The following is a 26,549-nucleotide window of genomic DNA, read 5'->3' as shown; positions in this document are numbered from 1 at the left end:
TGCCATCCCGGTCGCGTGGGATATCCAGCCGCAGCGGACCATCTCCGGTCAAAACGGTTTTTCCACTCTTGCCATTGCGCTGATTAGTTTCATCCTCCGGGCGCTGCGCGCCCGGGGGATAGCCCAAGTGATGGCCGAGTTCAGCGGTCAAGGCTCGTTCAATCAGGGCCTTCTTGAACGCTGCCGAGGCGTCCTCGATGGCTTCCGCTGTCATCAGCCCCTCACCAAACTGCTCAAGCAGCTCTTTGGGGATTTTGGGCAGGTCACGCAGGGGTTTCTTTTTGGTTGGCATACATGCACCTCTGACTCATGTTATGCCCGAACACAAAATTTCTGACACTCCCAGCCGCTGCGATCTTTCCAAAACCAATTGAGTATCAAGCGAAAGGTCAGATCAAAAGATCGCAGCCTTCGGCAGCTCCTACCGCAGCCCAGCGGGAGCAAGCTCCCTCGCCACGGGTCTGTGTTTTTTCAATTTCCCGGAGTGTCTAACGCAGATAAATGCGCAAACAGATGCCTACCCGCGCGCATTCTCGAGAAATACCCGCCAGCAACCCCTCAACCTATCGTAATCTCGCATCTGTATAAGCCCAGCCCCGCAACCGGCCGAGATCTTCCCCCGATGCCCTCCATCTACCAACTCAAGCCTGCCTTTCAAAACCTGCTGCGCCCCATGGTTCAACGCCTCTACAACAACGGTGTCACCGCCAACCAGGTCACCCTGCTCGCGGGTATCGTCTCGGTGTTGGTGGGAGCGGTCATTGCCTGGTTCGCCAGCCATCCGTGGATTTTCGTCCTGGTTCCGGTCTGGATGTTCCTGCGCATGGCGTTGAATGCGGTGGATGGCATGCTGGCGCGGGAATTTGGCCAACAATCCCATCTGGGCGCCTACCTCAACGAGCTATGCGATATCATCGCCGACGTTGCCCTGATCCTGCCTTTTGCCCTGTTTGCCGATACCAGTCTCCTGCTCGTGTTGTTGGTCACACTGTTGGCGCTGTTCAGCGAATACGCCGGCGTGCTGGGGGCGATGGTGGGGGCTTCGCGGCGGTATGACGGGCCGATGGGCAAGAGTGACCGCGCCTTTGTGTTTGGCGTGTTGGCCACCGGTATTGCCCTGGGTTGGCTCGGGGCGCTGTGGATAAATGGTGTGATGGCGGTGGTTGCCGCCCTGCTGGTTTATACCTTGGTCAATCGGGTGCGTCATGGCCTGGACCAGGTGAAGGAAAACGCTCCCTCAGCATAAAGGAACTTGCAATGCGCGAAGCCCAACACCGGACATTCACCACCCACGATGGCGTGGAACTGTTCTACCAACACTGGCCGGCTGTCGACGCGGCAGCGGGTGAACCCCGCCAGGCCGTGTTGTTGTTTCATCGTGGTCATGAACACTCCGGGCGCATCGCGCACCTGGTGGATGAGCTGGACCTGCCCGGGTTCGACTTCTTTGCCTGGGACGCCCGTGGCCATGGCCAGTCGCCGGGCGAACGGGGCGACAGCCCGAGCTTCGCCACCAGTGCGCGGGACGTGCAGACGTTCTGCGATCACATCGGCACGGCGCATCAGATCGACGAAGCGAACATCGCCGTGGTCGCACAAAGCGTCGGCGCGGTGATCGTGTCCACCTGGGTCCACGACTACGCGCCGCGCATTCGCTCGCTGGTGCTGGCGTCGCCGGCGTTCAAGGTCAAACTCTACGTGCCGTTCGCCCGTCCGGGCCTGGCGCTGATGCGCAAGTTCCGTGGCAACTTCTTCGTCAACAGCTACGTCAAGGCGAAATTCCTCAGCCATGACCCGGAGCGGGTGGCGTCCTACGACAGCGATCCGTTGATCACCAAGGCCATTTCGGTGAACGTACTGCTGGGCCTGTACGAAGCCGCCGACCGCGTGGTGGCCGATGCCCAGGCGATCCAGGTGCCGACACAGTTGTTGATCTCCGGCTCGGACTTCGTGGTACACCGCAAACCCCAGGAGCAATTCTTCGAGCGCCTGGGCAGCCTGCACAAGGAAAAGCACATCCTGCCGGGCTTCTTCCACGACACCCTCGGCGAGAAGAACCGTGCGCCCGCCGTTGCCAGTGCCCGCCGTTTCATCCTGCAAAACTTCGCCCGACCGCTGGACCGCCCTTGCCTGCTGGACGCCGATCGCCTGGGCGCGACCTGCGCCGAAGCCGAAACCCTGGCCACGCCGCTGCCCCACAACTCGCTACGCGACCTCTACTGGCGCATGACCCGTGCCAGCATGCGCTTTGGCAGCAAGTTGTCGGCCGGGGTCAAGCTGGGCTTCGACACCGGGTTCGACTCCGGCAGCACCCTGGATTACGTCTACCGCAACCGCCCCACCGGCACCTCGGCGGTGGGACGGATGATCGACCAGAACTACCTGAACTCCATCGGCTGGCGCGGCATCCGCCAGCGCAAGCTGAACGTCGAGGAACTGCTGCGCCTGGCGATGGCCGAGTTGCGCGCCCAGGACCGCGAGGTGCGCATCGTCGACATCGCCGCCGGCCATGGCCGCTACATTCTCGAAGCCCTGCAAGGCGTCAGCCCGTTGCCCGAGTCGATCCTGCTGCGCGACTACAGCGACATCAACGTGCGCGATGGCAGTGCGCTGATCGTTGAAAAAGGCCTGGGCGATATCGCTCGATTCGTCAAAGGCGATGCCTTCGACCGCCAGGACCTGGCGGCGCTGGAACCCAAGCCGACCCTCGCCGTGGTGTCGGGCCTGTACGAGCTGTTCGCCGACAACCAGCTGGTCGGCGGCTCCCTCGCGGGCCTGGCCGAAGCTGTGGAGCCTGGCGGTTTCCTGGTCTACACCGGCCAGCCGTGGCACCCGCAACTGGAACTGATCGCCCGCGCCCTCACCAGCCACCGTGCCGGTCAGGCCTGGGTGATGCGTCGACGCACCCAGGCGGAAATGGACCAATTGGTTGAGGCGGCGGGCTTCCGCAAGATCACCCTGCGTGTCGATGAATGGGGCATTTTCAGCGTTTCGCTGGCGCAGCGAGTGCAGTAATGAGCGCCGTCATCGCTCCGGCCCGCGAACCCGCACTGCTGAAACCGGCGGTGCTGTGGCTGCTGTTGTTGGCGCCGCTGTTCTTCACCACCTACGGCTTCGCCACCTGGGTCACCTCCCAGCGTGACGACGTCGGCACGCTGGTGTTCGCCTGGGAAAGCCACATGCCGTTCATGGCCTGGACCATCGTGCCTTACTGGTCGATCGATCTGTTGTACGGCCTGTCCCTGTTGCTGCCCAGCAGCCGCGACGAACTCAAGCGCCATGCCTTGCGCCTGCTCACGGCCCAGGTGATTGCGGTCAGTTGCTTCCTGCTCTGGCCGTTGCGCTTCACCTTCCCCAGGCCAGAGATGGATGGCGTGTTCGGTTGGTTGTTCGAGGTGCTGGCGGGTTTCGACAAGCCGTTCAACCAGGCGCCGTCGCTGCATATTGCGTTGCTGGTCATCCTTTGGGTCTGCTATCAGCGGCATTTGCAGGGGGTCTGGCGTTGGCTGATGCACGGTTGGTTCGCGTTGATCGGCGTGTCGGTGCTGACCACGTATCAACATCATTTCATTGACCTGCCTACGGGCGCCTTGGCCGGTTGGCTGTGTGTCTGGTTGTGGCCGCTGGATCGACCCAGCCCGCTGCTGAGTGCGCGTCTGGCGGCGGATCCTGCTCGCCGACGCCTGGCCTTGCGTTATGGCCTGGGCGCGGCGGCGCTGTTCGTTCCGGCGTTTGCCTTGGGCGGCGCGTGGCTCTGGCTGATCTGGCCGGCGGTCGCGGTGCTCATGGTGGCGCTGAATTACCTGGTGTTCGGTGCCGACGGTTTCCAGAAGCGTGCCGATGGTCGCTTGAGTCCGGCAGCGCGCTGGTTGCTGGCGCCTTATCTGGCGGCGGCGTGGATCAATTCTCGCGGCTGGACGCGCAAGCATCCGCAGCCGGACCAAGTGGCGGATAACGTCTGGCTCGGGCGAATCCCCACGCCGATGGAATTGAAGGACAGTGCGTTTACCGGCGTGCTCGACCTCTGCGCGGAACTATCCATGGACAGCACGGGCGTCGCCTATCGCTCATTGCCGGTGCTCGACCTGACAGCGCCGACCGCCGAACAATGCCTGACAGCGGCAGAAGCCATCGAAAGCCTGCGCCAGCACGGGCCGGTGCTGGTCTGCTGCGCCTTGGGTTATTCGCGCAGCGCCACGGCGGTGGTGGCCTGGCTGCTGCACAGCGGCCGGGCGGCGAACGTCGATGCGGCGATCGTGCAAATCCAGCGCGCCCGTCCGCGTATTGTTTTGCAGGCGGCGCACCGTCGGGCGCTGGAGCAATTATCCATAGCACGGGGGCACGTCCATGATCAGTGACATGGAGCTCCACACCGTGGCGAGCCTGTTGCGCCGGGGTCATTCGCTGGACCAGCTGTCCACCGGGCTGACGCTGCTTGGGGCGCTGCTGGGGTTGGGGCAGTGGCTGGTGGGCGTCATCGATCCGTGGTTGCTGTTGTTGAGTGTGGCGCTACTGGTGCTCGGCGTGCTGGAAAAATACTGGGCGCTGCGCGTGGCGTTTGACGCCGATCTGTTCCAGCGCATGGCTGACAGCACCCAGTCCCTGGCCGAGCGCACCTACACGCTGGATCAAGCCCTCATCTCCCTGGGCCTGCAACCAGCCGCACGTGCCGGTCGCCTCTGGACCGAACGCCGGCATGGCGCATTGCTGTTGCTGCGTCGACAGTCACGCTTATTGGCCGTACAAGTCGTCCTGGTGCTGGGCTTCATCCTGGCCAGTCCCTGGTTGGCTTCAAGTATCTAGATAGTTTTTGTGGAGAGGGAACAAGCTCCCTCGCCACAGTTAATGGTCAGCTGTTAAAGATTGCGTCACTACCCGAACTTCTCAGGACAAGGAATCTTCATGTTCGAACCCGTGGTCGCCAACCTCATCACCTCCGCCGCCCGCATGGTCACGGGCGCGCGCAGCCTGTGGCTCGGCTGCGCGCCGACGTCGGTGCAACGGATCTACTTCGCCAACCACAGCAGCCACGGTGACTTCGTGTTGCTCTGGGCCTCGCTGCCGCCGGCGCTGCGCAAGCTCACCCGCCCGGTGGCCGGGGCCGACTATTGGCAAACCAGCCCGGTGCGTCGCTACATCATCAACCGGGTATTCAACGGCGTGCTGGTGGACCGCGAGCGCAAGGATCCCTCCTACAGCCCATTGCAGCCGATGCTCGATGCGCTGGAAAACGGCGATTCGCTGATCATTTTCCCGGAAGGCACGCGCAATCCGGAGGAAGGCCTGTTGCCCTTCAAGAGCGGGATCTACCACTTGATGAAAAATCACCCCGAGGTGGAGGTGATCCCGGTGTGGATCGCCAACCTCAACCGCGTCATGCCCAAGGGCCGTGTCCTGCCGCTGCCGCTGTTGTGCACCACCAGTTTCGGCGCGCCGCTGTGCATCGAAGAAGGCGAAAGCAAAGAGCAATTCCTTGAACGCAGCCGCGCCGCGCTGCTGGCACTGGCCCCGGAGCACGTCTGACATGGATCGATATACCCTGATGTTGTTTGGCGGGATCGGCGCCATCCTGGTGCTGGCTTCGTTGATCGGTTTCATTCTCAGGCTGAAAACCCGCGGCGCGCCGAACTCGGTGATCGATAACCTCAACGCCCGGATCAATGCCTGGTGGATCATGGTGCTGGTGATCGGTATCGCGTTCTGGCTCGGCAACGCCGCAGTGATCCTGTTGTTCTACGCGGTGTCGTTCTACGCCCTGCGGGAATTCCTGACCCTGACACCGACCCGGCGCAGTGACTACCCGGCCCTGGTGGCGGCGTTCTACCTGGCGCTGCCGCTGCAATACCTGCTGATCTACTACGACTGGTACGGGCTGTTTTCGATCTTCATCCCGGTGTATGTGTTCCTGCTGCTGCCGATCCTGGCGTCCCTGGGCGGCGATAGCACACACTTCCTCGAACGCGCGTCGAAGGTTCAGTGGGGCTTGATGATCGCGGTGTTCTGCATCTCCTTCGTCCCGGCGCTGCTGACCCTGGACATCGCCGGTTTCGAAGGGCGCAACCTGTTGCTGATCGCCTACCTGGTGATCGTGGTGCAGCTCTCGGACGTGTTGCAGTACGTGTGCGGCAAGCTGTTCGGCAAACACAAGATCGCGCCGAACCTGTCGCCCTCGAAAACCGTGGAGGGGTTTGCCGGCGGCATTTTCCTGGCCTCGCTGATCGGTGGCGCGCTGTGGTGGATCACGCCGTTCAATCCGTGGCAGTCGTTCCTCATCGCCTTGCTGATCAACTTGCTGGGGTTTGCCGGCGGCATCGTCATGTCAGCGATCAAGCGCGACCGCGGCGTCAAGGACTGGGGCCACATGATCGAAGGCCACGGCGGCATGCTCGACCGGTTGGACTCGGTGTGCTTCGCCGCGCCGATCTTCTTTCATTTGGTGCGGTACTGGTGGACCTGAAAAAGCCCGCGGCAAACACCGGAACCTGTGGGAGCGAGCTTGCTCGCGATAGCGTCAGGTCAGTCAACATCCATGTCGGCTGATCCACCGCCATCGCGAGCAAGCTCGCTCCCACAGGGGGTTGGTGTGCAGGGCTATCAGTCGAGGATCAGGTGCGGCAGGAACCGGCTGGAATCCTTGGTGATCAGGCTGTTGTCTTCCCGCACGCCAATGCCGGCCGCCTGGTCGCCAATGACCCAGGAGCCGATCAGGGTGTAGCTGTCGTCAAACTTCGGCAGCGGCGCGAATTCCTGGAGGATGAACGGCGCGTCGGTGTAGGGGCCGTCTTCTTTTACAATCAAGCCATCAGCGGTCTGCAACTCGACGTTGGCGCCTTCCCGGGAAAAGAACGGCTTGCGCACCCAGCCCTTGGGCACGGCTTTGCTGGTGTCGGTATCCAGGTGAGCCGCGAGCAGGTTCGGGTGGCCTTTGTTGAATTCCCACAGCAGCGGCAGGATGCCTTTGTTCGAGATGATCGACTTCCAGGCCGGCTCGAAAAACTGCGTATCACACTGGGCAATCGCCGCACCAAAAGGCTCGTGGAAGATGAACTCCCAGGCATGCAGCTTGAACAGGTGCGGGATCCAGCGCTCTTGCAGGTCGACAAAACGCCCGTCACTGTTGAGGCCGATGTCTTCGATATCGATGTGCCGCGATTCAATGCCGACTTTTTCCGCGATCAGGCGCAAGTAATCCGTGGTGCCCTTGTCTTCCACCGAGCCTTTCATCGAGGCGAAATAGAACGGCTGGGTGAGCTGCAACTGAGCGAAGGCCTGGTGCAGCTTGGTGTCGATGCTGTTGAACTGGTCGGCATGGGCCGGCAGCGTGCCGCGCTCGATGCATTGCTCCAGCCAGCCCCACTGGAACGCCGCCGCTTCGTAGAGGCTGGTCGGTGTGTCGTAGTTGAGCTCCAACAGCTTGGCCGGACCGCTGCCGCTGTAGGAGAAATCCATGCGCCCATACAGGTGCGGGTGGCCTTCAAGCCATGAAGTGCGCACCAGGTCGAAGAACGGCGTTGGAATGCTCAGGCGCTCCAGCAACTCTTCGCTCTGGACCACGCGTGCCACGAGGTCCATGCACATGTCATGGATCTCGGTGGTCGGGTCTTCCAGGTCGTCCTCGATCTGCTTGAGGGTGAACTGGTAGTACGCGCTTTCGTCCCAATAGGGTTCGTCGTCGATGGTGTGGAACAGAAAGCCAAGCCGCTCGGCGGTCTGCTTCCAGTCAGGACGCTCTGCGCAATGGATCTTCTTCATGGCGCTGGTTCCTCAACCACCGGAGCTGCTCGAACCGCCCCAACCGCTGCGGGCACTGGACTTGCTGCCGAAGCCGCCGCGAGACGTGGACGAAGCGACCGACATCGCCTTGCTGCTCTTGATGGTGTCGGTGTAGCTGCCGTAGCGCGCCTGGTTGGACTTGGTAAAGGTCGAACCACTGGAAACCCGCTGGCTGAGCGTCGAGGAGCCGTAGTCGCCGCGATCATCGCGGTAACGGTAAACCGGCTCGGAGTAATAGCTGTTGCGGTTGCCGCTGAGCATGTTGCCGATCAGCAGCCCGGTCAGCAGGTTGCTGAAGCCCGAACCACCGCTGTTCGCTTCCGAAGCCGGCAATTGGGCCCGGGCGGCGTCGACCTGGGATTGCGTGACTTCGCCATCGGCGCTCAGTTCGAAACCACCCAGCTTGGGAATGAACTGGCCGGTCGAGTCCTGCTGGCACCAATCGGGCACGAAGTCGGCATCGCAATCGGCCTGGCTGGCGTACGTCGGCGCGATGCGACGGTGCTCGCTCATGGCGGTCATGTAGGCGTCGGCGCAAATGTCCACCGGCAGCTTTTCATCGACACATTGCTGGACGGACTGGAAGTTGTACTTCTTCTGCAGCTTGTAGGTTTTTTCCGTTGGCCCGCAGCCGGAGATCGCCAGGGCGACCGACGCGGCCAGCGAAAGCTGGACGTACTTGCTTCGTTTCATCGGGTTCTCCGTGGCGCAATCAGTTCGTGGAAGGCGTCATGCACGCGGCGTTCAACAGGCCGACGCTGATGGCCACGGCGGCGATGTAGATACCGGCGGCGATTTCACCCTTCTTGATGCGCTCGGAGGCGCCCTTGAGCACCAGGCTGGTCACCAGGAACGCCAACAACTGAACGACCGCGGCGATCACCGTCCAGACGACGAAATCCAGCATGCTGATCGAGTAGGCAATCACGTTGCTGGCCGGGATGGCGAAACCAATGAGGGCACCGCTCAGGGCGATCGCCGCCGCCACGTTGCCCGAGCGGATCAGTTCGAACTCTTTGTGCGGCGTGACATGGATGTAGATGAACTGAAACAGCGCGAACAGCACGGCGGCGCCGAGGATGTACAGGGCGAAGCCGAACACGGCGGCCTTGTTCAGGGAAATGGAGAGCGCTTCAAGCATGGACTTCTTCCTTATTCAAAGAGTGTTCAAGTCAGTGGTGTACAGCGAAATACCCAGCGAAGTGCTCAGGCTGACGGTGCCTTCGGCGTCCTCTTCGACGGAGAACAGCAGGAACTCCCGGCGATCGGTCAGGCCGGTGTCGCGGGCGTACAGCATCGAACGGTGCTCGACACTGTAGGACTCATCCGGATTGCTCACGCGCTCGCTCAACGTCACCAATTCTGTCTGGCCCGCCTCGGTGCCCCATTCACGGTTGTACTCGACGCCGTCGTGGGTATAGGTCGGCAGGCCGATCAGGCTTTCAGGGCCGGCCAGGCGACGCAACTCCGCTTCGCTGTTGATCGTGACGTAGCTGAGGTAGTTGAACAGGATCACCGACTCGACCTGCCCGGCGATGTCGCCGCTGGTGTGCACTTGCAGCCAGTAGTCTTCGTCGTTCATGTAGCAGCGCGACAGCCAGTTCGATTGCCCGAGGTCGACGATGCCCAGGCTCCAGATCTGCTGGGAACCGGGGATGACCACGGTGCTGTTGCCGTCGAGCAACAACTTGAGCGTGGCATCGAACATGACCTGCTTGCCGGAGGCCAGGCCCAACGGCCCGGTGACGGGCGCGCCATGGCTGGCTGTCGTGTTCGCGTTCGGGGCCTCGAGCCCCATCAACTGTTTAAACCACCCCATGGGAAATTTCCTTGAGTCGCGTGGAGGCGATGTAGAAGAGTTCTCCGCCCACGACGCGCGTGGTGCCGGGCGGGTTGATCGCTGGGTGTCGGGCGCCCTGGGCGCGGTAGCCGATCAGCGTAGCGTTGTGCTGCTCTTTCATCCGGGTGTAGAGGTCGCCGAACGTCGCTTCAAACGCCTCGGGCAGTTTCATCAGGTACTGGGTGGCGCCTTCGCCCACACAGAGCAATTCGTTGATGACCACTGACGAGCCCGGGTCCTGGGAGGCCCGCACCAGCATTTCGATGGCCATGCTGGAGGTGCATTCCAGGCTCGGGGCATAGGCGCTGGCGAGGGCGGCGATTTCGCTGTCATTGAAATGGGCGACCACATGCCCGGCAGGCCCCAGTTGATTGACCGCCAGTACGGTGGCCAGGGTCAGGTCATCGGAATGGGTGCGCACCAGCACGCGTTCGGCGCCCGGCACGCCAGCACGCTGCAGCAGAGCGACGGAGGACAGGCTGTCGCCCTTGATGAAGGATGTCTTGCCGGGCATGGGGTTTTCTTCGAGATCGCAATCGCAGATGACGATCAGGTTGTCATTGGAGGTTTCGTCCTGCAGCAGCAGTTCGATAACCCGTTCGCTGGAAGCGCCCTCCCAGCCGATGAGAACCGTGTGGCCGACCTTGCCGGTGAAATCGCCTTTGCCCTTCATGCCTTTTCTCCAAACATCAATGACACTGCTGGTGGTTTTGCCGATGGCTGCCGTCAGCAGCGCGATGCCCCCGAGCATGACCCAGATAGCCACGAAAATTCGCCCGGCGGATGTCTGTGGCAACAGATCGCCATAGCCGACGGTGAGCGTGGTGGTGAGATAGAAGTAGATAAACGTGGCGGCGGCGATGAGGTGTTGCTCGCCCAGCAGCACCAGGCCGATCCAGGCCGTGGACAGGTGCACGCCCAACGCAATGGCCAGGCCCGCCCACCCGAACCGATGGAAGAAGGACGATGCGTACGAGCGCAACAAAAGGAAAATCGACATTTCGTCCCTGACTCCGTGGGGCTTCGTTCCTGGCGGGATCATCGCTCTGCGTGTGAATGCCCGAGCGGAGTGACCGGACAGCATTAAACCTGTTGCGGCGCTTGGATAAAAGTACCTGCGTCACAATTAAATCCAGGAGCGCCGGACACTATTGTGGCGAGGGCGCTTGCTCCCACCGAGCCCTAGAGGCTGTGTAGGAGCTGTGTAGGAGCTGTCGAGTGCAACGAGGCTGCGATCTTTCCCCAAACACTTGGATCCCAAGCGAAAGATCAAAAGATCGCAGGCTTCGCCAGCTCCTACAAAGTCGAGCGGGAGCAAGGCCACAGGTTTTGTGCTCGGCCTGCCTGAATTGATCAGCCCGAACGGATTATTCAGCCGATTTTTTCTTCAGGCGTTCCAGGATCGCATTGGCACTGCCTTCGTTCGGCGTGATGCCTGCATCGCGCAGCTTGCGTTCCAGGTCGGAGCCGGTCGAAGCTTCGGCCAGTTCGTCCTGGGCTTGCAGTTCAGCGGCACGTTGCTGTTGCTTGGCCTGCAGGCGGTTGAGCGTGCCGACGGCGGTTTCCAGCTTGCCATTGGCGCCACCGCTGGCGATGGAGGCACTGACCTGGGCCTTCTGCACGCTTTCGCGGGCCTTGGCCATGTCCACTTGCTGACGCAGGCTCTTGATGCGGCTTTCGGCCTTGGTGATGTCCTTGCGCATGTTGTCCGCGTAGCCACCGAACTCGGTGGCGTGCTTTTGCTCGGCGTCCAGTTCGTTGGTCAGGGTCGAAATGGCTTCGGCCACTTCCAGCGCCAGGTCTTCGCGGTTGGCCTGGATCGCGGCCAGGGCCTTGGCTTCCAGGTCCTTGATCTTGGCGTTGTATTCGCCGACGCGATCGGTCGCCAGCTTGTGCTTGGCCATGATGGTGACCAGCTCACGCTTGGCATTGGCCAGCGCGCTGTCGGCATCGCGGATTTCCTGGTCGAGGATGCGCAGGGCCTGTTGGTCGACGATCGATTCGCCGACTTCGTTGGCACCGCCACGCAGTGCGGTGAACAACTTGCTCCAGATGGACTGAGTCATTGGATGATTCCTGTTCGGCGAATTAGATGAAGAAGCGTTCGAACGCTTCGCTGGCGCGCTGGACGTTGTCGACGAGGGTTTTGACCTCGGTGACGACGTTGGTCAGGCTGGAGTCGGAGCTCAGCGCGCCGAACATGTTGTAGACGACCTGTCCGTTGGGCATGGTCTCGATGCCGATGGACGACAGCGGGAACATTTCCCGGCTGCGCAACACGGCGTCGTTGAAGGCCGCCACGTCGCTGATCGACTCGACATCCACCAGGACGGTATCGACGATGATCTGGTCGCCCACGACTGCGATGTAGATCGGCAAGCCACCGAAGTCATTCATTTCCAGCTTGATGCTGGACTCGGAGCCTTGGACGAGGGAGAGAGTGATGTCGTTCGCGACCACTTCGTCCAGGGCCTGAAGGGCGCTGTAGAGGCGGTCGATGTTCCAGTTGTTACCTGCGCTCATGTAATTCTCCGACATGAATGAGCCAGCCAGAATCGGTTGGCGTAGCTGTTTCTCCATCTGCTTGAGCAGGCTTCGGTTTTCGGGAAGCACCCAAGTCTCGTGTTTCACATACCCGGCGGCACTCAGGCCCGCACGCATCTGCTTCATGTAGAAGCTCGACGGTTTTTTCGCGGAGGGTTTGGCGCGCTCTTCCGTGCGGCTCGCTGAATCGGTCACAGACCCTTCAGGCGGATCTGATTGAGCGCTGGTTGGCATGGTACTGACCCCACTGTGAAAAACTCACGCGTGAGAAACACTACAGGTAGTTTCAAAAGCCCACAATAGCTCACGCGTGAGATTTTTATTTGTCACAAACGACGGATGAACCCTGTGGGAGCGAGCTTGCTCGCGATAGCGGTATATCAGTTTGCAGAGAGGCTGGATTTACCGACGCCATCGCGAGCAAGCTCGCTCCCACAGTTTTTTGAGCGTTCACAGATCAGGCGTCCACCATCGATCCTCTGTGGGAGCTGATGGCGGCTTACGGATAGCTGAAGCTCTTGACCAGCGTCAGCTCGCCCACCGCCCGCATCGGCACGACGAAGGTTTCCATCTTCTCGTTCGGCGTGCCTTCCTCCGTGATCACGGTGACTTGTGCGGTGGTCAGGGCTTGTTGCGCTTGCGCCCCACCGCCCTCACCTTCTTCGCCGTCCTCCTCATTGCGATAACCGCCGCCGTAGTAGTTCACATACACCAGGTACTGGCCTTTGATCGGCGCGGGCATGGCGAAGATTTCCGGGCCGTAGCCGGTGGTGACGTCGACGTCGAGGGCGGCACCGTTGGCAGCGACGCGGTCGCCGTACCAGATGTGGGCACCGTCGGGGGTGACCAGGTGCAGGTCCAGGTCGGTGCCGTCGCTGTCCCAGGTCAGCAACACCCGCAGCTTGGCCGGCGTGGCACCGCCGCTGGTGTTGAGAAACTGCGTGCGGTGGCGCTGCTGGCCATCGGCGCTGCGCACTTCCACGCTGTTGCTGCCGTTGGGGAACGAGAACGGCCGGTCGAAGCGCCCCTCCTCATCCAGCTTCAGCGGCAGGCTGACGCCGTTGACGATCAACTGGCCCGGCGCATTGCTGTCCTTGGGCGCGCTTTTGATCTGCCCGGTAATGCGGGCGGTATTGGCCTGGCCTGGGGGTGTGTTGACCGACGAGGCCGGGTAGTTGACGGTCTGGCTGAAGCTTTCGCCTTCACCGCCCGGCGCCCCGCTGCGCCAGCCGCCAATGGGGGTGTCTAGCTTGATAGCGTCAGCGGCCATGGCCGGTGGCAACGCGGTCAGGGCGCAGAGCAACAGCAAGACCTGTGGATAACGGAGTGTCATGGTCTATTCCAGCAAGAGGTGACGGGCGAGCCCTTCGATATAGGTTTCGTCCTGGCCGTTGGGGTGAGCTTCGAAGGCCAGGTGCAGATATTCATGGGTCAGGTCGAGACGGTCTTGCAGCGACAGCACGCCGCGCACATAGATGCGCTGGCGCTCGCGGTCGACATAAGGCCGGCCAAAGGCAACGCGGCAGACGGCGAAAGCGCTGATTTCGTTGTAGCCCACTTCACCTTCCAGCCGCTCACGCCAGCCCCGGCGCTGCTTGAGCAGCCAGTCCTGGGCGGCGGGCAGCGCCTCGCAGGACGCCACCGGATTGTCCCAGCGACTGAGGCTGGCACGCGGGTAGGCGTGCAGCAGGATGGCGTCGTAGCGTTGGCCGGCGTTGGCTTGTTCCACGGCTTGCGCCCAGGACAGTTTGTCCGGGCCGGGCTGGTCGGAGTGGTAGGTAACGTCGGTGCCGGCCAGGACCAGGTCGCTGGTCCAGGCGGCAATGGCGCGGGCTTCAGGCGCCGCCGGGCGTGGCGCGACGCGCTGGCGATGGCTGCTGTCGTCGATGCTCAAGCAATCACCGTTGCGTTGGGCGTTCTGCAGCAGATAGGTGCGGATCGCCACGGCCAGTGCCTTGGCGGCTTCGGCGGGCTCGGCCTTGGCTTCGCGCTGCAGCACCCGGGCGACGTATTCCTCCCGGTCCAGGCGCGCCACCAGCTTGCCGGGCATCAGGAACAGCTCGCCATCGCTGTGGATGTCCAATTGGTTGCCGTTGGTGAATTCGACGCGGTAATCCCCGCGCAATTGACCCGGCGCGGCAGGCCGGTCACCGGCCATCACCCGCTGCCAGGGATAGCGGGCGAACAGGCCGACTTCCACGCAACGCCCGGTTTCCGCCGGCCAGCGGGACGGCAATGCCGCCGCCAAACCTTTGCCGTAGACCTTCAGGACTTGCTGGCTGGTGCCACGGCCCCCGGCCCACACCGGGGTGCCGTCGGCCAGCCAACCGGCGAAACCGCCTTGTCGGGAGGATGGCCCCTGGTCCCCCAGCCAACTCCAGGTCTTGACCCGCAGGCGACTGCCCAACTCGCCAACCAGCCGCCCGTCCGCCGCGCCGAGCACCACATCCAGCAGCACCCGACGGGCCTGGTCCTGGGCCGGCAGCATGGCCAGGGCCTTGAGCAGCTCCGCGACCGGCACCTGCGTCTGGGGCTGCAAGGCCGGCAGGTCCGACAACCAGGCCGGCGCCTGGCGAGCCTGCCAGTAATCGCGCCAGTTCGAAGCCGACAGCCCGAGCCGCTGCGGCTCGAAATACAAGCCACAGGACTTCACCAGCGCCTGATCGCGACCGATGCTCTGCCCGGCATTGCAGCAATAGACCTCTTCCTTCGACTCGCCGCGGCACTCATAGACCGGCTCGCGAGCGTCGGTGTCCACCAACCAGGCGTAGACAAACAGTTTCCACAGACTGCCCAGTGGTGCCTGCAAGGAAGCGGGCAGCGGCTGGCGATCCAACACCTGGGCCTGGCTCACTCGCAGCAATTGACCGTCGAAGGCCAGGCGCAACGGCTCGTCCTGCGCCGTTGCCAGCGCAGGGATCAAGCACAACAACCACCCAACCCACCGCCTGCGCATGTCAGTTGACCGTGACCTGACCAAGCGCCGGTTTCTGCTCACGAGCCTGATTCTGCGGCGCGTAGACCTGGGTGAAGCGCACCGGTGGCAAGGTGAACTGGCCCTTCTGGGAGAAACGCACCAAGTGCCGCAGGCGCAGCTCGCCACTGAGGGCGTCCACCGGTACCGCGTACGCCATCTGGCCAGGCTCGAAGCGGGCTTTTTCCAGGGACGTCGGTTCGCTGTCGGCCTTGCCCATCAACTGGATGCCCCACGTGGTGCGCTCCACATCGGCACCCGGCGGCAGCGGCACTTCGAGCATGCCGTAGCGCAGTGGCGTCGAGGCCTTGCTGTTGATGATCACTTCATCCAGGTAGAGGCTGTCGCTGGACAACGGCTTGTTGCCCACGGCTTCGAGCTTGAAGGTGAAGGCCTCATCCCCCGGTACCAGGCGCGACAGACGCCGGGTGATGGACACCGCCATTGGCGCTACCGGCGGTTGCTGGCTCTGGAAGCTCAGTGCCGCTTGCACCGGACGCGCCTGGGTGCTGGTCAGGGTCAGCGTCGTTGGCGGCTGCGTGCCCTGCCACTGCCAGTAGGTTTCACCGCTCGCACCCTGCTTGGCTGCCCAGCCTTCGCTCGGTGCCAGGGCCGGGTCCGGCGCCGCCTGTTCGATGCTGCGCTGCAACCAGGTCAGGGTCAGGGCCCGTTCCAGGGTGGACTGCTGCGGCAGCACCCGTTGCAGCAACGCACTGGCGCGGGCCTGGTCGAAGGTCTGCAACGACAACACCAAGGCCTCGACGAACGGCTGGGAGCTGAGTTCCAGCTGCTGTTGCGCCGCATCGGCTTGACGGCTGAAGGCCGCCGGCAACGGCACCTTGGCCTGTTTCGCCAGGGACGCGGTCAGGACACGGGCGCTGGCCAGGCCAAGGGCCGAGTCCGGCGCGTACATGACCAGGCTGTCTTCACCGCTGTCCAGTACGCTCTCGGTACTGTCTTCACTGGCCTTCGCCAGATCGTCCATCAGGCCGCTGAGCAAGGTGTTCACCGGCAGTTGCATCTGCTTGGCGAACGACAGGATCAACGCCCGTTGCAGCAGCGGCGTATCACCGGCCTGCTTGGCATAGACCTCCAGCACCCGCTGCCAGTGTTCCGGCGGCAGGCTCAGGGCCAGGGCCTGGCTGGCGTGCCAGTCGGCGTAATAGGCATAGGCGGTGAGGAAGGCATCCGGCTCACCGTCCTGGCCCCACCAGGTGAAGCTCGCCGACGGTCCGGCCATCTGCACCAGGCGCAAGCGGCTGTTTTGCATGATCAACCGCAAGCGGTCGCGGATCTGCGGGTTCGACGCCAGGGTCGGATAGGCGATGCTCAACGGCAACAGACGGCTGGCGGTCTGCTCGACGCCTCCGTACGGGTAGCTCAGCAGGTCGTCCAGGGCCGAACGGAACAACGCTTGCGGGCTGTCATCCAGGCGCAGGCGAATATCGCTGGCGTCGGCCGGCAGGGTCAGCGGGGTGTCGGCGCCCAACACGTCAACGCGCTGGCTCTGGGTGACTTGCCAGCCGTTGCCAATGGCGTTCAAGTGCATGGCCAGGGCGTCCTGGGTTTCGCCGCTCAACTGCAACTGCACGCTCAGGTCACCACTGCTCAGCTCCATGGCCGGCAGCGCCACGTAGTTGATGCCGTTTTTCAGCTCCGCCGCCACACGCTGTTCAGCGCCGGCGTAACGGATCAGCAGTTCGGCCTTCAGCGGTTTTTCCGCTTGGCTGAACGCGAACAGGCCCAGTTGCGGCTTGTCGCCCGTGCGGAAACGGGTCGGGCCGCTCCACTTCAGGTACAGCGGTTTTTCCGAGGCGATGAACTGCTTCTTCTGTCCCACCTGGCCGTCGTCCGCGATCGCCTTGGCCGTGATGCGCCAGCGGGTCAGGGAGTCCGGCATCTTGAAGGTGAAGCGCGCCTTGCCGTTGGCGTCGGTGACCAGCTCCGGTTGCCACGCGGCGGTGTCGACGTCTTCACGCCGCGGCCGCTCCAGCACCTTGACCCCACGTTCGCTGCGGTTGGCCTTGCCCGGCGCACCGGGGCTGCCTGGCAGTGCCACGTCGTAGCTGATGAACGACAGGCTGGCACTGGTGCGCACGTTGTTACGGCGCGGGTGATAGAAGAACTGGTCGATGGTCGGCGCGACTTCCGGTTGCAGGGCGTAGACCATTTCGTCCACCACGCTGACCGTCAGGTGCGCCGGAATCGCCTTGCCGGCGAACTGGGTGCTCAGGTCCACGGTCACGGTGTCGCCGGGGCGGTAAGTCGCCTTGTCGGTGACGACGGCAACGTCGATCTGCGGCGTGACCACCTTGATGCCGGCGTTCTGGAAGCTGTACTGGCCGCCCTTGGTGTACAGCACCGAGAAGGTCAGGTTGGGCGCAAAGTGATCCTTCACGGCAATGCGCGCGCGGTATTGGGTGTCGCTGAGTTTTTCCATCTTCAGCCAGTCGCCGCCCTTGGACAGCAGCGCCGTGGCCTCGACCTTGTCCCGCTCCAGCGACAGCAACGCATCGCTGACCGGCTCCGGGAAGGTGATCAGCGCCAGCGCTTCGTCACCGGTCTTGTATTCAGGTTTGTCGAAGACGATCTCGACCGTGCCCGGCACGGCCTTGACGCCTTCACCGGTCACCGCATGGGCGGCGGCGCCGATGACCCGGCCATGGTCGTCCTTGAGCGTCAGGTTGTAGGTGCCCGGGCGTTCGAAGGTCAGGCTGAAGCCCTTGTCCTTGGCCGCCAGCTTGCCTTCGCCGGTGCTCTGGTCTTCCAGGCGCACCCAGGCGTAGCTGCCGGGTGTCACGGCCTTGGCTTGCTCGTTGCCGCCTTCGTTGGCGTAGCTGAACGCCACTTTCTGGCCGACGGCGCTGAACCGCTGGGGAGCACTCAGGCGGAAGTTCGCCGCGCCACGGTCGATGAGGATTTCCTTGGTGGTCTTGACCCGATACGCCGCCCCATCGCTGGCGAACACCGTGAGGGTGTAGCGGCTCGGCTTGTCGGCGGCCGGCAGGTCGAGGGTCGCGTTACCCTTGCCATCGGTGGTCACTTCGCTGCTGGTCAGCTCCACCGGGAATTGCCCCAGGTATTGCAGCTCGTTATCCACCATCGACAGTTGCTGGGCCCGCAGGCTCAGGCTCACCTTGGCATTCACCACGGGTTTGCCGTCCGGGTACAGCAGCACCAGATTGCCCTTGACCGGCTCGCCGGTCCGGTAATCCTGCTTGGCCAGGTTCAGGGCGATCTCGAAATGCGGCTTGATGTATTCGGCCACGCGAAAGGCGCTGCTGTAGAGCTGGTCCTTGTAGCTGAAGCGCAGTTCATAACCGCCGGCCACGGCGTTTTCCGGCAGTTGGAAACGGCCTTGGGTGCCGGCCTTGGCGTCCAGCTTCAGGGCCAGGGTTTGCAGCGCGGTGCCGGTGGCGTCCAGCACGCTGACATTCACGTCGGCGGCGGTCGGCTGTACCGAATCACGGGCGTTCTTGAACTCACGGCCAACGATTTTCAGCGACACCCAATCCCCCGGCCGGTACAGCGGCCGGTCGGTGAAGGCATAGAGCTTGGTGTCGTAGATTTCGCTGTCGTAGTAGAAGTTTTCCGAGACGAATACCCCGCCCTCCTCGTCTTCACCGATGACGAACGAACGTTCCGGGCTGACGTGCTTGAGGCGCAGCAGGCCGTCTTCATCGGTGGCACCGCTGCTCATCACGCCCAGGCCGTCGGTCCACAGCACATTGACCTTGGGCACCGAACGCCCTTCATGCTTGCGTGCGGCCCAGACCAGCAATTCGTCGCCAGCAATCTTGCTCACGGCCACGGTGTTGGAGACGAAGACCATGGTGGTCGCGCGGTATTTGCCGATCAGCGCTTCCACCAGGTACAGGCCTGGCTTCAACTGGCCCAGCGGCACATAGACGTTGCCCGGCGCGACGCTGACGAACTCACTGGACGAACCGGCCAGGTTGACCCCGGCTGGCGGCTGGATCGGCTTGGCCTGCCACAGTGGATAACGGAACTGGCTGACCACCGGCAAGCCCGGGATCAAGGCGAATTGTGCCGGCGCTTCATACGGCGTCGGCGCGACCAGGGCGTCGCCAATCTTCAATTCCGGCACTTCTTCGGTGACTTGCTGGCGGGACTCGTAGGAGAACGCCCGCTGCATCACCCGACGGGACTTGCGGTACCAGTTGTCCCACAGGTACGCGAGGGTGTTCGACAGGCCTTCACCCTTGAACTGGCCGTCGCTGACCACGCGGTGCAGGTTCTTCTGGCGCTTGAGGAAGTCCAGCGGCTTGTCGATGCGATAGACGCGGATGTCGGCGCCGCCGTAGGGCTCCATGCGGAACCGACGGTAGTCGCGGCCCGGCGCTTCGAGGCGAACCATGGCCTGTTCGTCGCTGGCGAAGCTGCTGTCGGCCAGCAGGAAGAAACTTTCACCGGCCACCGGCGTGTAGCCGCTGGGCTCCACCGTGTCTTCGGCATTCACGACAGGTGCCAGCAACAGGGCGAACAGCAGGGGCAATTTTGAACACAAGCGCAGCATGCGGGCACCGGTCATTGGGAGAGAAAGTTGAGTCGATAGACGCCGATGAAGTTGGGGTTGGCTGCGTCGGGTATCCATCGGGTGTCCTTCCAGTTCATGAGTTGTTGCAGGCTTGCGGAGCGCATGCCGTTGTCGGTAGGGGTTGTGGTGCCGGTGTGATAGGCGATGTAGCGGCCCATCCAGATCATCAGGTGCTGGTCGTCGCCCTGGTCGAAGAACATCAGGTCGCCGGGCCGGGCCTGGGCGACATCGCGGCCCACCAGGCGACTGTTGAACTGGATCAGCTTGATGGCGTTGACGTAGGGCCCGACCTTGCCGCCGCCCTGCTGCCATTGCTGGGCTAGGCGCCGCTGCGCATCGCTGAGCGGCAGTTCCGGCGGCAGGTAGCGATTGGACAGGCCATTGCTGCGCAGCCATTTTTCATCGTGGACCTTGAGCGCTTCGTTGGCGGCGAAACGCACCAGCCCGGCGCAGTCCTGCTGATACCAGCGCGGGCTCGGGCCTCGGCTCAGCTGCTCCTGGGCGATGCGCACGAACCAGGCGCGAAAGACCTGGGATTGCTGCACATCCAGCGCCGGCGCCTCGACGGCAAGCGCCGGCCCGCCGAGCAGCAACGCCAGCAGCAACGTCAACGCGGGGTTGCGGATCAGTGCTGTCACAGCGCTTTCCATTCCAGCGGCAGCCACTGCCAGTGACCATCCGGTTCGCTGCCCGCAGGCAAGGTCAGCGCGTATTTGCCATAGCCGCCGAGGGTGCGCAGTTTCGGGATCAGGTAGGTTTGCGCGGCGTTGTAGAACACCGGCTCCATGTCCTGGGGCAAGCTGTCGAGGGTTTCACGCTGCATCAGTTGCGCCATCGAATCCGGGCCGAAGTAGACCGGCATCAGCAGGTCCTTGGGCACGACGTCGGCCATGGGCGGGAAGCGTTTGTCGAGGGTGCCCAGGGCCTTGTCCACGAGTTTGTCATCGAGGGAGAACAGCAAGGTCGAACCGTGGCGTGCCAGGCTGACCCGCAGGAACGCCTTGCCGGTAATCGCCTCGGGCTGCTCCGCTTCCTTGGCCAGGTAAGGGCCGAAATTGGAGCTGACCTGACGCAGCCATTGGTGCGTCGAGCCTTGTTGTTTCTCGACGACCGGGAAGGCATGTTCGGCGACATTGTTTTCGTAGGCGCCGACCATCGAACCGAACAGGTTGCCCAGGTCGGCATCGAGCTTGCCATCGTCTTCATTCAGGCTCGCCACCAACAGCGGCGTGTACAGGCGTGAATCGGCGTACCAGCACAGGCCTGCGGCGCCGGCCACATGGTCGACCATGGCCTGGGCGGCTTTTTCGTCGGCGCCGAGTTTGACCAGCAACGGTTTCTGTTGCTCAGCCGCCAGGGGCAAGGCCACGCAGGCGCTGGCGCCCATGGGCATGGCTTGCCAGATCGGCTTGAAGTCGAAGTCCGGCTGGTTTTCCAGCTCGTCCATGGCCAGGAAGCTGTGCCAGCCCTTGTCGTCCATGTCGAAACGCAAACCGGCGAAGTTCGGGATGAAACGCTGGTAGCCCATGGCGAGCACGCTGGCGTTGACCGAGATGCGTTGCTTGACCTCCGGCGCCTTGGGCGGCAGGCCGAAGGCTTCGGGGAACAGTTTGTCGCCGTTGAGCAAGGCGGCCAGGGCGGTCGTCGAAACGCTGCCCGGTTCAACCGCGGAGCCGCTGGCCGGATCGTACAGCTTGGTCGGGTTGGACAGCACGACCAGCTTGTCGCCATGGGAGGCGAAGAGCAGGGATTTGCTGGCGTTATAGCTGAGCTGGTAGAGCGCAACGTCGTCACCGCCGACCTTCAGGTCGCTGAGCTTGCTCAGTTGCGCGTCATCCAGTGCGACTTTCGCCAACGGCTCCAGCACCTTCGCCAGGCCGCCGCGATCCATCACCAGCAGGAAATCCTTGAGGCGACCGTCCGCACCGCGCCACAACGCGACATCGGCTGGCTGGTCGAAAAGCTCTTCGATCAGGCTGTCCTGCAGCTTGAGGTCGTGCTCGTAGATGATCCGGCGCAGGCTTCCGATCAGCCCGAGGCGGTCGGCGTGGGCCTCGTAATAGAAGACGAAGTCCTCGGTGAGCGTGGCCTTGAGGAACGGCACCGCCAACAGGTCCTTGGGCAACTGGCTCAGGGAATGCGCCTCGAGCAAGCCGTCGGGGCGGCTCAGGCCGAGTTTTTCCAACGCCAACTCCATGGGCGGCGCCTTGGGCTTGGTCATGAACCAGCCCAACCCGGCGGCCACACCCGCTACCAGGCACAGCCCGATCAGTATCGCCGGCCAGCGGCGCACAGGTTTGGCGACAGGGGTCGGCGTGGTCGGGGAAGCAGTGTTGTCGCTCATATTCACAAGGGCCTGTTCATCCGTGGAGCTTAGTAATTGAAAGTCTTGACCAGCAACAGATCGCCAATGGCGCGCAGGGGCACGACAAAGGTCTCGCGTTTTTCATTGACGGTGTTTTCGTTGAGCACCAGGTTGATCTGCGAGGTGATCACCTCGTTCTGGTTGCTGGCCTCATCAAAGTTGTAGCCTTCGCTGCCGTAGTTGCCCCAATAGTTCACGTAGACCAGGTAGGTGCCGTGCATCGGCGCGGTCATGGTGAACATTTCAGGGCCGGGGCCGTCGACGCCATCCGGGTCGAGACCGCCGCCGTTGCTCAGCGCCGGCTGGCCGAAGAACGCATGTTGGCCGTCGGGTGTGACGATATGCAGATCGAGTTCGGCCTGGGGATCGTCCCAGCCCAGCACCACGCGGATCTGTGCCGGGGTGCGCAGGTTGTTGGCTTCATAGAATTGCACGCGCTTGAGGGAGCGGCCTTCGGAACTGCGCACCTCGACGCTGTTGGAACCGGCGCCGAACGCATACGGCCGGGCGAAACGCCCCTCGTCGTCGGTATAGAGATTCAGTGGATTGCCGTTGACCGCCAGGCTATGGGGCTGGCGCGCCGTGCCCATGTCCTTGATCCGGCCCTCGATCATCGTGCGGTTGCGCTGCACGCCCCGGTCGATAGGCGGTGTGGGATAGGCGACCTGGGGGTTTTCCGTGCGATCGAGCAGGCCACTGTAGCGCCAGCCCCCGACCGGCTCCGACAGCTCGGCCGAAGGCTCGGCCCACGCCAACGGCGCACCGAGCAACACGATCAATAAAGAAAGAAAACGCACGTATGCCTCCTGCCATGCACGACGCAACCCGGCGCCCTTCCCCGGGCGCTGCTTGTCATTATTCGGGTTTCGTCTGGAGGCCCCGCTACAAGGGGCCGTAGATGGCGCGAAGAGTAGCTATTCGGCGGATTTTCCACAATCGGGGAACACGCGATTCTGTGTGGGAAATCACGTACTGAGAGGTGCGTGAGCCGAATAGAGCCGTTATTCGGCTCACCAAATGAGCCGAATACGGAAACTGACGCTTATTTCGGAGGCAAACCCGTGGCGAGGGAGCTTGCTCCCGCTGGGCTGCGAAGCGGCCCTACCTGCCGGGCTTGAACCGGATTGCGACTGCTGCGCAGTCGAGCGGGAGCAAGCTCCCTCGCCACCAAAGCAGGTCGGTGCAAGCCCGCTGTCCCGCTTCGATCCCCCTGCCCTGATTTGCCCCAAAACCCCATGTCTGCTAGTGTCGCGCCGGTTTAACAGTCAACCGGAATAGCCGCCATGGCCCGCAAAAAAGCTGCACTGGATTTCGAACAATCTCTGGCCGACCTGCAAACGCTGGTGGAACGGCTGGAGAACGGCGAATTGTCGCTGGAAGACTCGCTGACCGCCTTCGAGCAGGGCATCGGCTTGACTCGCGACTGCCAGGCGGCGCTGGCCCAGGCCGAGCAGAAAGTGCAATTGCTGCTCGAGCGCGACGGTGAGCTGACCGAAGAACCTTTCGACGCGGAACAACCTGAATGATCGGTGCCTATCAGGCCAGCAGCCAGGCCCGGGTCAATGCTGCACTGGATACCTTGTTCAGCGCCCCGAGCCCGGAACTGGCGCGCCTGTACGAAGCGATGCGCTACAGCGTGATGAACGGCGGCAAGCGTGTGCGGCCGCTGTTGGCCTATGCCGCGTGCGAAGCCTTGGGCGGCCAGGCCGAACAGGCCAACGGCGCGGCCTGCGCGGTGGAGCTGATCCACGCGTATTCGCTGGTGCACGACGACTTGCCAGCCATGGACGATGATGACCTGCGCCGCGGCCAGCCGACCACCCACAAGCAATTCGACGAAGCCTGCGCGATCCTGGCCGGCGACGGCTTGCAGAGCCTGGCCTTCAGCGCCCTGCTGGACCCGGCCCTGAGCGACTGCCCGGCGCAGATTCGCCTGGACATGGTCAGCGCCCTGGCGTTGGCGGCGGGCCCCGCTGGAATGGTCGGCGGCCAAGCCATCGACCTCGGTTCGGTGGGCCTGAAGCTGGACCAGGACGCCCTGGAATACATGCACCGGCACAAGACCGGCGCGCTGATCGAGGCGAGCGTGCGCCTCGGCGCGCTGGCCAGCGGTCGGTCCACCCCCGAGCAGTTGCAGGCCTTGCAGGTCTACGCCCGGGCCATCGGCCTGGCGTTCCAGGTGCAGGACGACATCCTCGACGTTGAAAGCGATACCCAGACCCTCGGCAAACGCCAGGGCGCCGATATCGCCCGGGACAAGCCGACCTACCCGGCCTTGCTCGGCCTCGATGCGGCCAAGGCCTACGCCCTGGAGTTGCGCGACCAGGCCTTGGCCGCGCTGCGACCGTTTGACGCGGCGGCCGAGCCGTTGCGCGACTTGGCGCGATATATCGTCGAACGACGCAGCTGATACAGGGTCAACCCATTCATAAGTGCGTATCGGCCAAGTTCCGGCCTACGCGTGGGCAGCTTGCGATGCATAAGGTAAACTGCCGCCTCTTTCTATACCTATAACGATTCGCCTGATGCCCACGACGTTTCAAGAGATTCCCCGCAAGCGCCCGACCACGCCCCTGCTGGACCGCGCCAACACGCCGGACGGCCTGCGTCGCCTGGGTGAAGCCGAGCTGGAAACCCTGGCCGATGAGTTGCGCCTGGAACTGCTCTATACAGTCGGCCAGACCGGTGGGCACTTCGGTGCCGGCCTGGGCGTCATCGAGCTGACGATCGCGCTGCACTACGTGTTCGACACCCCGGACGACCGGCTGGTGTGGGACGTCGGGCACCAGGCCTATCCGCACAAGATCCTCACCGATCGTCGCGAGCGCATGGGCACGCTGCGCCAGAAGGACGGCATCGCCGCCTTCCCACGTCGCTCCGAGAGTGAGTACGACACCTTTGGCGTCGGCCATTCCAGCACGTCCATCAGCGCCGCCCTGGGCATGGCGATTGCCGCCCGCCTGCAAAACAGCGAGCGCAAGGCCATCGCCGTGATCGGCGACGGTGCACTGACCGCGGGCATGGCCTTCGAGGCGCTGAACCATGCGCCGGAAGTCAACGCCAACATGCTGGTGATCCTCAACGACAACGACATGTCGATCTCGCGCAATGTCGGCGGGTTGTCCAACTACCTGGCGAAGATCCTCTCCAGCCGCACCTACGCCAGCATGCGCGAAGGCAGCAAGAAGGTGTTGTCGCGCCTGCCCGGTGCCTGGGAAATCGCCCGCCGCACCGAAGAGTACGCCAAGGGCATGCTGGTGCCCGGCACGCTGTTCGAGGAACTGGGCTGGAACTACATCGGCCCCATCGACGGCCACGACCTGCCTACCCTGATCGCCACCCTGCGCAACATGCGCGACCTCAAGGGCCCGCAGTTCCTGCACGTGGTCACCAAGAAAGGCAAAGGCTTCGCCCCGGCGGAAGTCGACCCGATCGGCTACCACGCCATCACCAAGCTCGAACCCCTGGACGCCCCGGCCGCCGCGCCGAAAAAGGCCAGCGGACCGAAGTACTCCAGCGTTTTCGGCCAATGGCTGTGCGACATGGCCGCCGCCGATCCACGCCTGGTGGGCATTACCCCGGCGATGAAGGAAGGCTCGGACCTGGTGGCGTTCAGCGAACGCTACCCGCAGCGCTATTTCGACGTGGCGATTGCCGAGCAGCACGCCGTGACCCTCGCCGCCGGCATGGCCTGCGAAGGCGCCAAGCCGGTGGTGGCGATCTATTCGACCTTCCTGCAACGGGCCTACGACCAGTTGATCCATGACGTGGCGGTGCAGAACCTCGACGTGCTGTTCGCCATCGACCGCGCCGGCCTGGTGGGCGAAGACGGCCCGACCCACGCCGGCAGCTTCGACCTGTCGTTCCTGCGTTGCATCCCCGGCATGCTGGTGATGACCCCGAGCGATGAAAACGAGCTGCGCAAGATGCTCACCACCGGCCACCTGTTCGATGGCCCGGCGGCGGTGCGCTACCCTCGTGGCACCGGCCCGAACGCGACCCTCTCGACCGACCTCGAACCCATCGAGATCGGCAAGGGCGTGGTCCGCCGCCAGGGCAAGCAAACCGCCCTGCTGGTGTTCGGCGTGCAACTGGCCGAGGCCTTGAAAGTCGCCGACACCTTGGACGCCACCGTGGTGGACATGCGTTTCGTCAAACCCCTGGACGAAGCCCTGGTGCGCGAGATGGCCGGCAGCCACGAGCTGCTGGTGACCATCGAGGAAAACGCCATCATGGGCGGTGCCGGCGCGGCGGTCAGCGAGTTCCTGGCCCGGGAGAACATCCTCAAGTCGGTGCTGCACCTGGGCCTGCCGGACAGTTACGTCGAACACGCCAAGCCGGCGCAGATGCTCGCCGAATGCGGGCTGGACGAGGCGGGGATCGAAGCGGCGGTGCGTCAGCGGTTGCAGCTGTTGGGCCGGTAATTTCCAGACCACACAGATCCCCTGTGGGAGCGAGCCTGCTCGCGATAGCGGTGTGTCAGTCAACACCTATA

Annotated in this window: 23 protein-coding genes; 9 read left to right on the top strand and 14 right to left on the bottom strand. The window is 63.3% G+C overall.

Annotated elements, in window-relative coordinates; all coding sequences use genetic code 11:
• The coding region (locus BLQ55_RS26075) for a transposase (RefSeq protein ID WP_139230479.1) at positions 1-292 on the bottom strand (292 nt) is incomplete at its 3' end.
• A 330-nt stretch (positions 293-622) separates the two neighbouring features.
• On the opposite strand from BLQ55_RS26075, the gene BLQ55_RS26070 reads away from it, so the two are divergent.
• The 6 genes from BLQ55_RS26070 to BLQ55_RS26045 all read left to right on the top strand — a co-directional run bounded on the left by BLQ55_RS26070 (position 623) and on the right by BLQ55_RS26045 (position 6,457).
• Complete coding sequence (locus BLQ55_RS26070; RefSeq protein ID WP_092204510.1) at positions 623-1,246, top strand: CDP-alcohol phosphatidyltransferase family protein; 624 nt, start codon at positions 623-625, stop codon at positions 1,244-1,246.
• Positions 1,247-1,257: 11 nt separating this feature from the next.
• A complete protein-coding gene (locus BLQ55_RS26065; RefSeq protein ID WP_092258168.1) occupies positions 1,258-3,015 on the top strand; it encodes a bifunctional alpha/beta hydrolase/class I SAM-dependent methyltransferase in 1,758 nt (585 codons plus the stop codon).
• Positions 3,015-4,358 carry a phosphatase PAP2/dual specificity phosphatase family protein gene (locus tag BLQ55_RS26060; RefSeq protein WP_092258165.1) on the top strand — a complete coding sequence of 448 codons (1,344 nt, stop codon included), beginning with the start codon at positions 3,015-3,017 and terminating at the stop codon, positions 4,356-4,358. Before BLQ55_RS26065 ends, BLQ55_RS26060 begins: the two co-directional genes overlap by 1 nt.
• A complete protein-coding gene (locus tag BLQ55_RS26055) occupies positions 4,348-4,803 on the top strand; it encodes a hypothetical protein (RefSeq protein WP_092204507.1) in 456 nt (151 codons plus the stop codon). Before BLQ55_RS26060 ends, BLQ55_RS26055 begins: the two co-directional genes overlap by 11 nt.
• A 99-nt stretch (positions 4,804-4,902) precedes the next feature.
• Positions 4,903-5,523: a lysophospholipid acyltransferase family protein gene (locus BLQ55_RS26050; RefSeq protein WP_092204506.1), complete on the top strand. Its 621-nt coding sequence runs from the start codon at positions 4,903-4,905 to the stop codon at positions 5,521-5,523.
• Between the two features lies 1 nt (position 5,524).
• Positions 5,525-6,457, top strand: a complete 933-nt coding sequence (locus BLQ55_RS26045) for a phosphatidate cytidylyltransferase (RefSeq protein WP_092204505.1) — start codon at positions 5,525-5,527, stop codon at positions 6,455-6,457.
• Between the two features lie 137 nt (positions 6,458-6,594).
• Here BLQ55_RS26045 and BLQ55_RS26040 read toward each other — a convergent pair whose 3' ends face one another.
• The 13 genes from BLQ55_RS26040 to BLQ55_RS25980 form a co-directional block, all read right to left on the bottom strand.
• On the bottom strand, positions 6,595-7,752 hold the full coding sequence (locus BLQ55_RS26040; RefSeq protein ID WP_092258162.1) for a glutathionylspermidine synthase family protein: 1,158 nt from the start codon (positions 7,750-7,752) through the stop codon (positions 6,595-6,597).
• Positions 7,753-7,764: 12 nt separating this feature from the next.
• Positions 7,765-8,466 (bottom strand): DUF1190 domain-containing protein, encoded by a 702-nt coding sequence (locus BLQ55_RS26035; RefSeq protein ID WP_092204503.1) that lies wholly within the window; start codon positions 8,464-8,466, stop codon positions 7,765-7,767.
• Positions 8,467-8,485: 19 nt separating this feature from the next.
• Positions 8,486-8,914 (bottom strand): DUF350 domain-containing protein, encoded by a 429-nt coding sequence (locus BLQ55_RS26030; protein WP_025215702.1) that lies wholly within the window; start codon positions 8,912-8,914, stop codon positions 8,486-8,488.
• Between the two features lie 15 nt (positions 8,915-8,929).
• Positions 8,930-9,592, bottom strand: a complete 663-nt coding sequence (locus tag BLQ55_RS26025; protein WP_092258159.1) for a DUF2491 family protein — start codon at positions 9,590-9,592, stop codon at positions 8,930-8,932.
• Positions 9,579-10,613 carry an ion channel gene (locus BLQ55_RS26020; protein WP_092258156.1) on the bottom strand — a complete coding sequence of 345 codons (1,035 nt, stop codon included), beginning with the start codon at positions 10,611-10,613 and terminating at the stop codon, positions 9,579-9,581. The genes BLQ55_RS26025 and BLQ55_RS26020 overlap by 14 nt, the downstream gene beginning before the upstream one ends.
• A gap of 367 nt (positions 10,614-10,980) precedes the next feature.
• Positions 10,981-11,679 carry a PspA/IM30 family protein gene (locus BLQ55_RS26015; protein WP_003185899.1) on the bottom strand — a complete coding sequence of 233 codons (699 nt, stop codon included), beginning with the start codon at positions 11,677-11,679 and terminating at the stop codon, positions 10,981-10,983.
• Positions 11,680-11,701: 22 nt separating this feature from the next.
• The gene (locus BLQ55_RS26010) at positions 11,702-12,283 is read right to left on the bottom strand and encodes a YjfI family protein (RefSeq protein ID WP_092258175.1); all 582 of its coding nucleotides are present in this window, start codon (positions 12,281-12,283) and stop codon (positions 11,702-11,704) included.
• Positions 12,284-12,656: 373 nt separating this feature from the next.
• The gene (locus tag BLQ55_RS26005; RefSeq protein ID WP_092258153.1) at positions 12,657-13,490 is read right to left on the bottom strand and encodes a YfaP family protein; all 834 of its coding nucleotides are present in this window, start codon (positions 13,488-13,490) and stop codon (positions 12,657-12,659) included.
• A 3-nt stretch (positions 13,491-13,493) separates the two neighbouring features.
• Entirely contained in the window at positions 13,494-15,113 is a 1,620-nt protein-coding gene (locus BLQ55_RS26000; protein ID WP_092258150.1) for a DUF2300 domain-containing protein, read from the bottom strand.
• 1 nt (position 15,114) lies between these two features.
• Positions 15,115-19,683: an alpha-2-macroglobulin family protein gene (locus tag BLQ55_RS25995; RefSeq protein ID WP_092258147.1), complete on the bottom strand. Its 4,569-nt coding sequence runs from the start codon at positions 19,681-19,683 to the stop codon at positions 15,115-15,117.
• Complete coding sequence (locus BLQ55_RS25990) at positions 19,680-20,339, bottom strand: DUF1175 domain-containing protein (protein WP_060740429.1); 660 nt, start codon at positions 20,337-20,339, stop codon at positions 19,680-19,682. Before BLQ55_RS25990 ends, BLQ55_RS25995 begins: the two co-directional genes overlap by 4 nt.
• Positions 20,324-22,033 carry a DUF2138 domain-containing protein gene (locus tag BLQ55_RS25985; RefSeq protein ID WP_060740428.1) on the bottom strand — a complete coding sequence of 570 codons (1,710 nt, stop codon included), beginning with the start codon at positions 22,031-22,033 and terminating at the stop codon, positions 20,324-20,326. The genes BLQ55_RS25990 and BLQ55_RS25985 overlap by 16 nt, the downstream gene beginning before the upstream one ends.
• Positions 22,034-22,062: 29 nt before the next feature.
• The gene (locus BLQ55_RS25980) at positions 22,063-22,851 is read right to left on the bottom strand and encodes a YfaP family protein (protein ID WP_092204496.1); all 789 of its coding nucleotides are present in this window, start codon (positions 22,849-22,851) and stop codon (positions 22,063-22,065) included.
• A 486-nt stretch (positions 22,852-23,337) separates the two neighbouring features.
• On the opposite strand from BLQ55_RS25980, the gene BLQ55_RS25975 reads away from it, so the two are divergent.
• The 3 genes from BLQ55_RS25975 to dxs all read left to right on the top strand — a co-directional run bounded on the left by BLQ55_RS25975 (position 23,338) and on the right by dxs (position 26,478).
• Positions 23,338-23,580 carry an exodeoxyribonuclease VII small subunit gene (locus tag BLQ55_RS25975; RefSeq protein WP_003185917.1) on the top strand — a complete coding sequence of 81 codons (243 nt, stop codon included), beginning with the start codon at positions 23,338-23,340 and terminating at the stop codon, positions 23,578-23,580.
• Positions 23,577-24,464, top strand: a complete 888-nt coding sequence (gene ispA, locus BLQ55_RS25970; RefSeq protein ID WP_092204495.1) for a (2E,6E)-farnesyl diphosphate synthase — start codon at positions 23,577-23,579, stop codon at positions 24,462-24,464. Before BLQ55_RS25975 ends, ispA begins: the two co-directional genes overlap by 4 nt.
• 115 nt (positions 24,465-24,579) lie before the next feature.
• Positions 24,580-26,478 (top strand): 1-deoxy-D-xylulose-5-phosphate synthase, encoded by a 1,899-nt coding sequence (dxs, locus tag BLQ55_RS25965; protein WP_092258144.1) that lies wholly within the window; start codon positions 24,580-24,582, stop codon positions 26,476-26,478.
• Positions 26,479-26,549: the final 71 nt, after the last annotated feature.

Source organism: Pseudomonas sp. NFACC13-1 (genome assembly GCF_900104425.1).
Taxonomy (GTDB): Bacteria; Pseudomonadota; Gammaproteobacteria; order Pseudomonadales; family Pseudomonadaceae; genus Aquipseudomonas; species Aquipseudomonas fluorescens_AA.
Note: the sequence above shows the minus strand (reverse complement) of the source record. Positions and strands in the feature narration are given on the sequence as shown.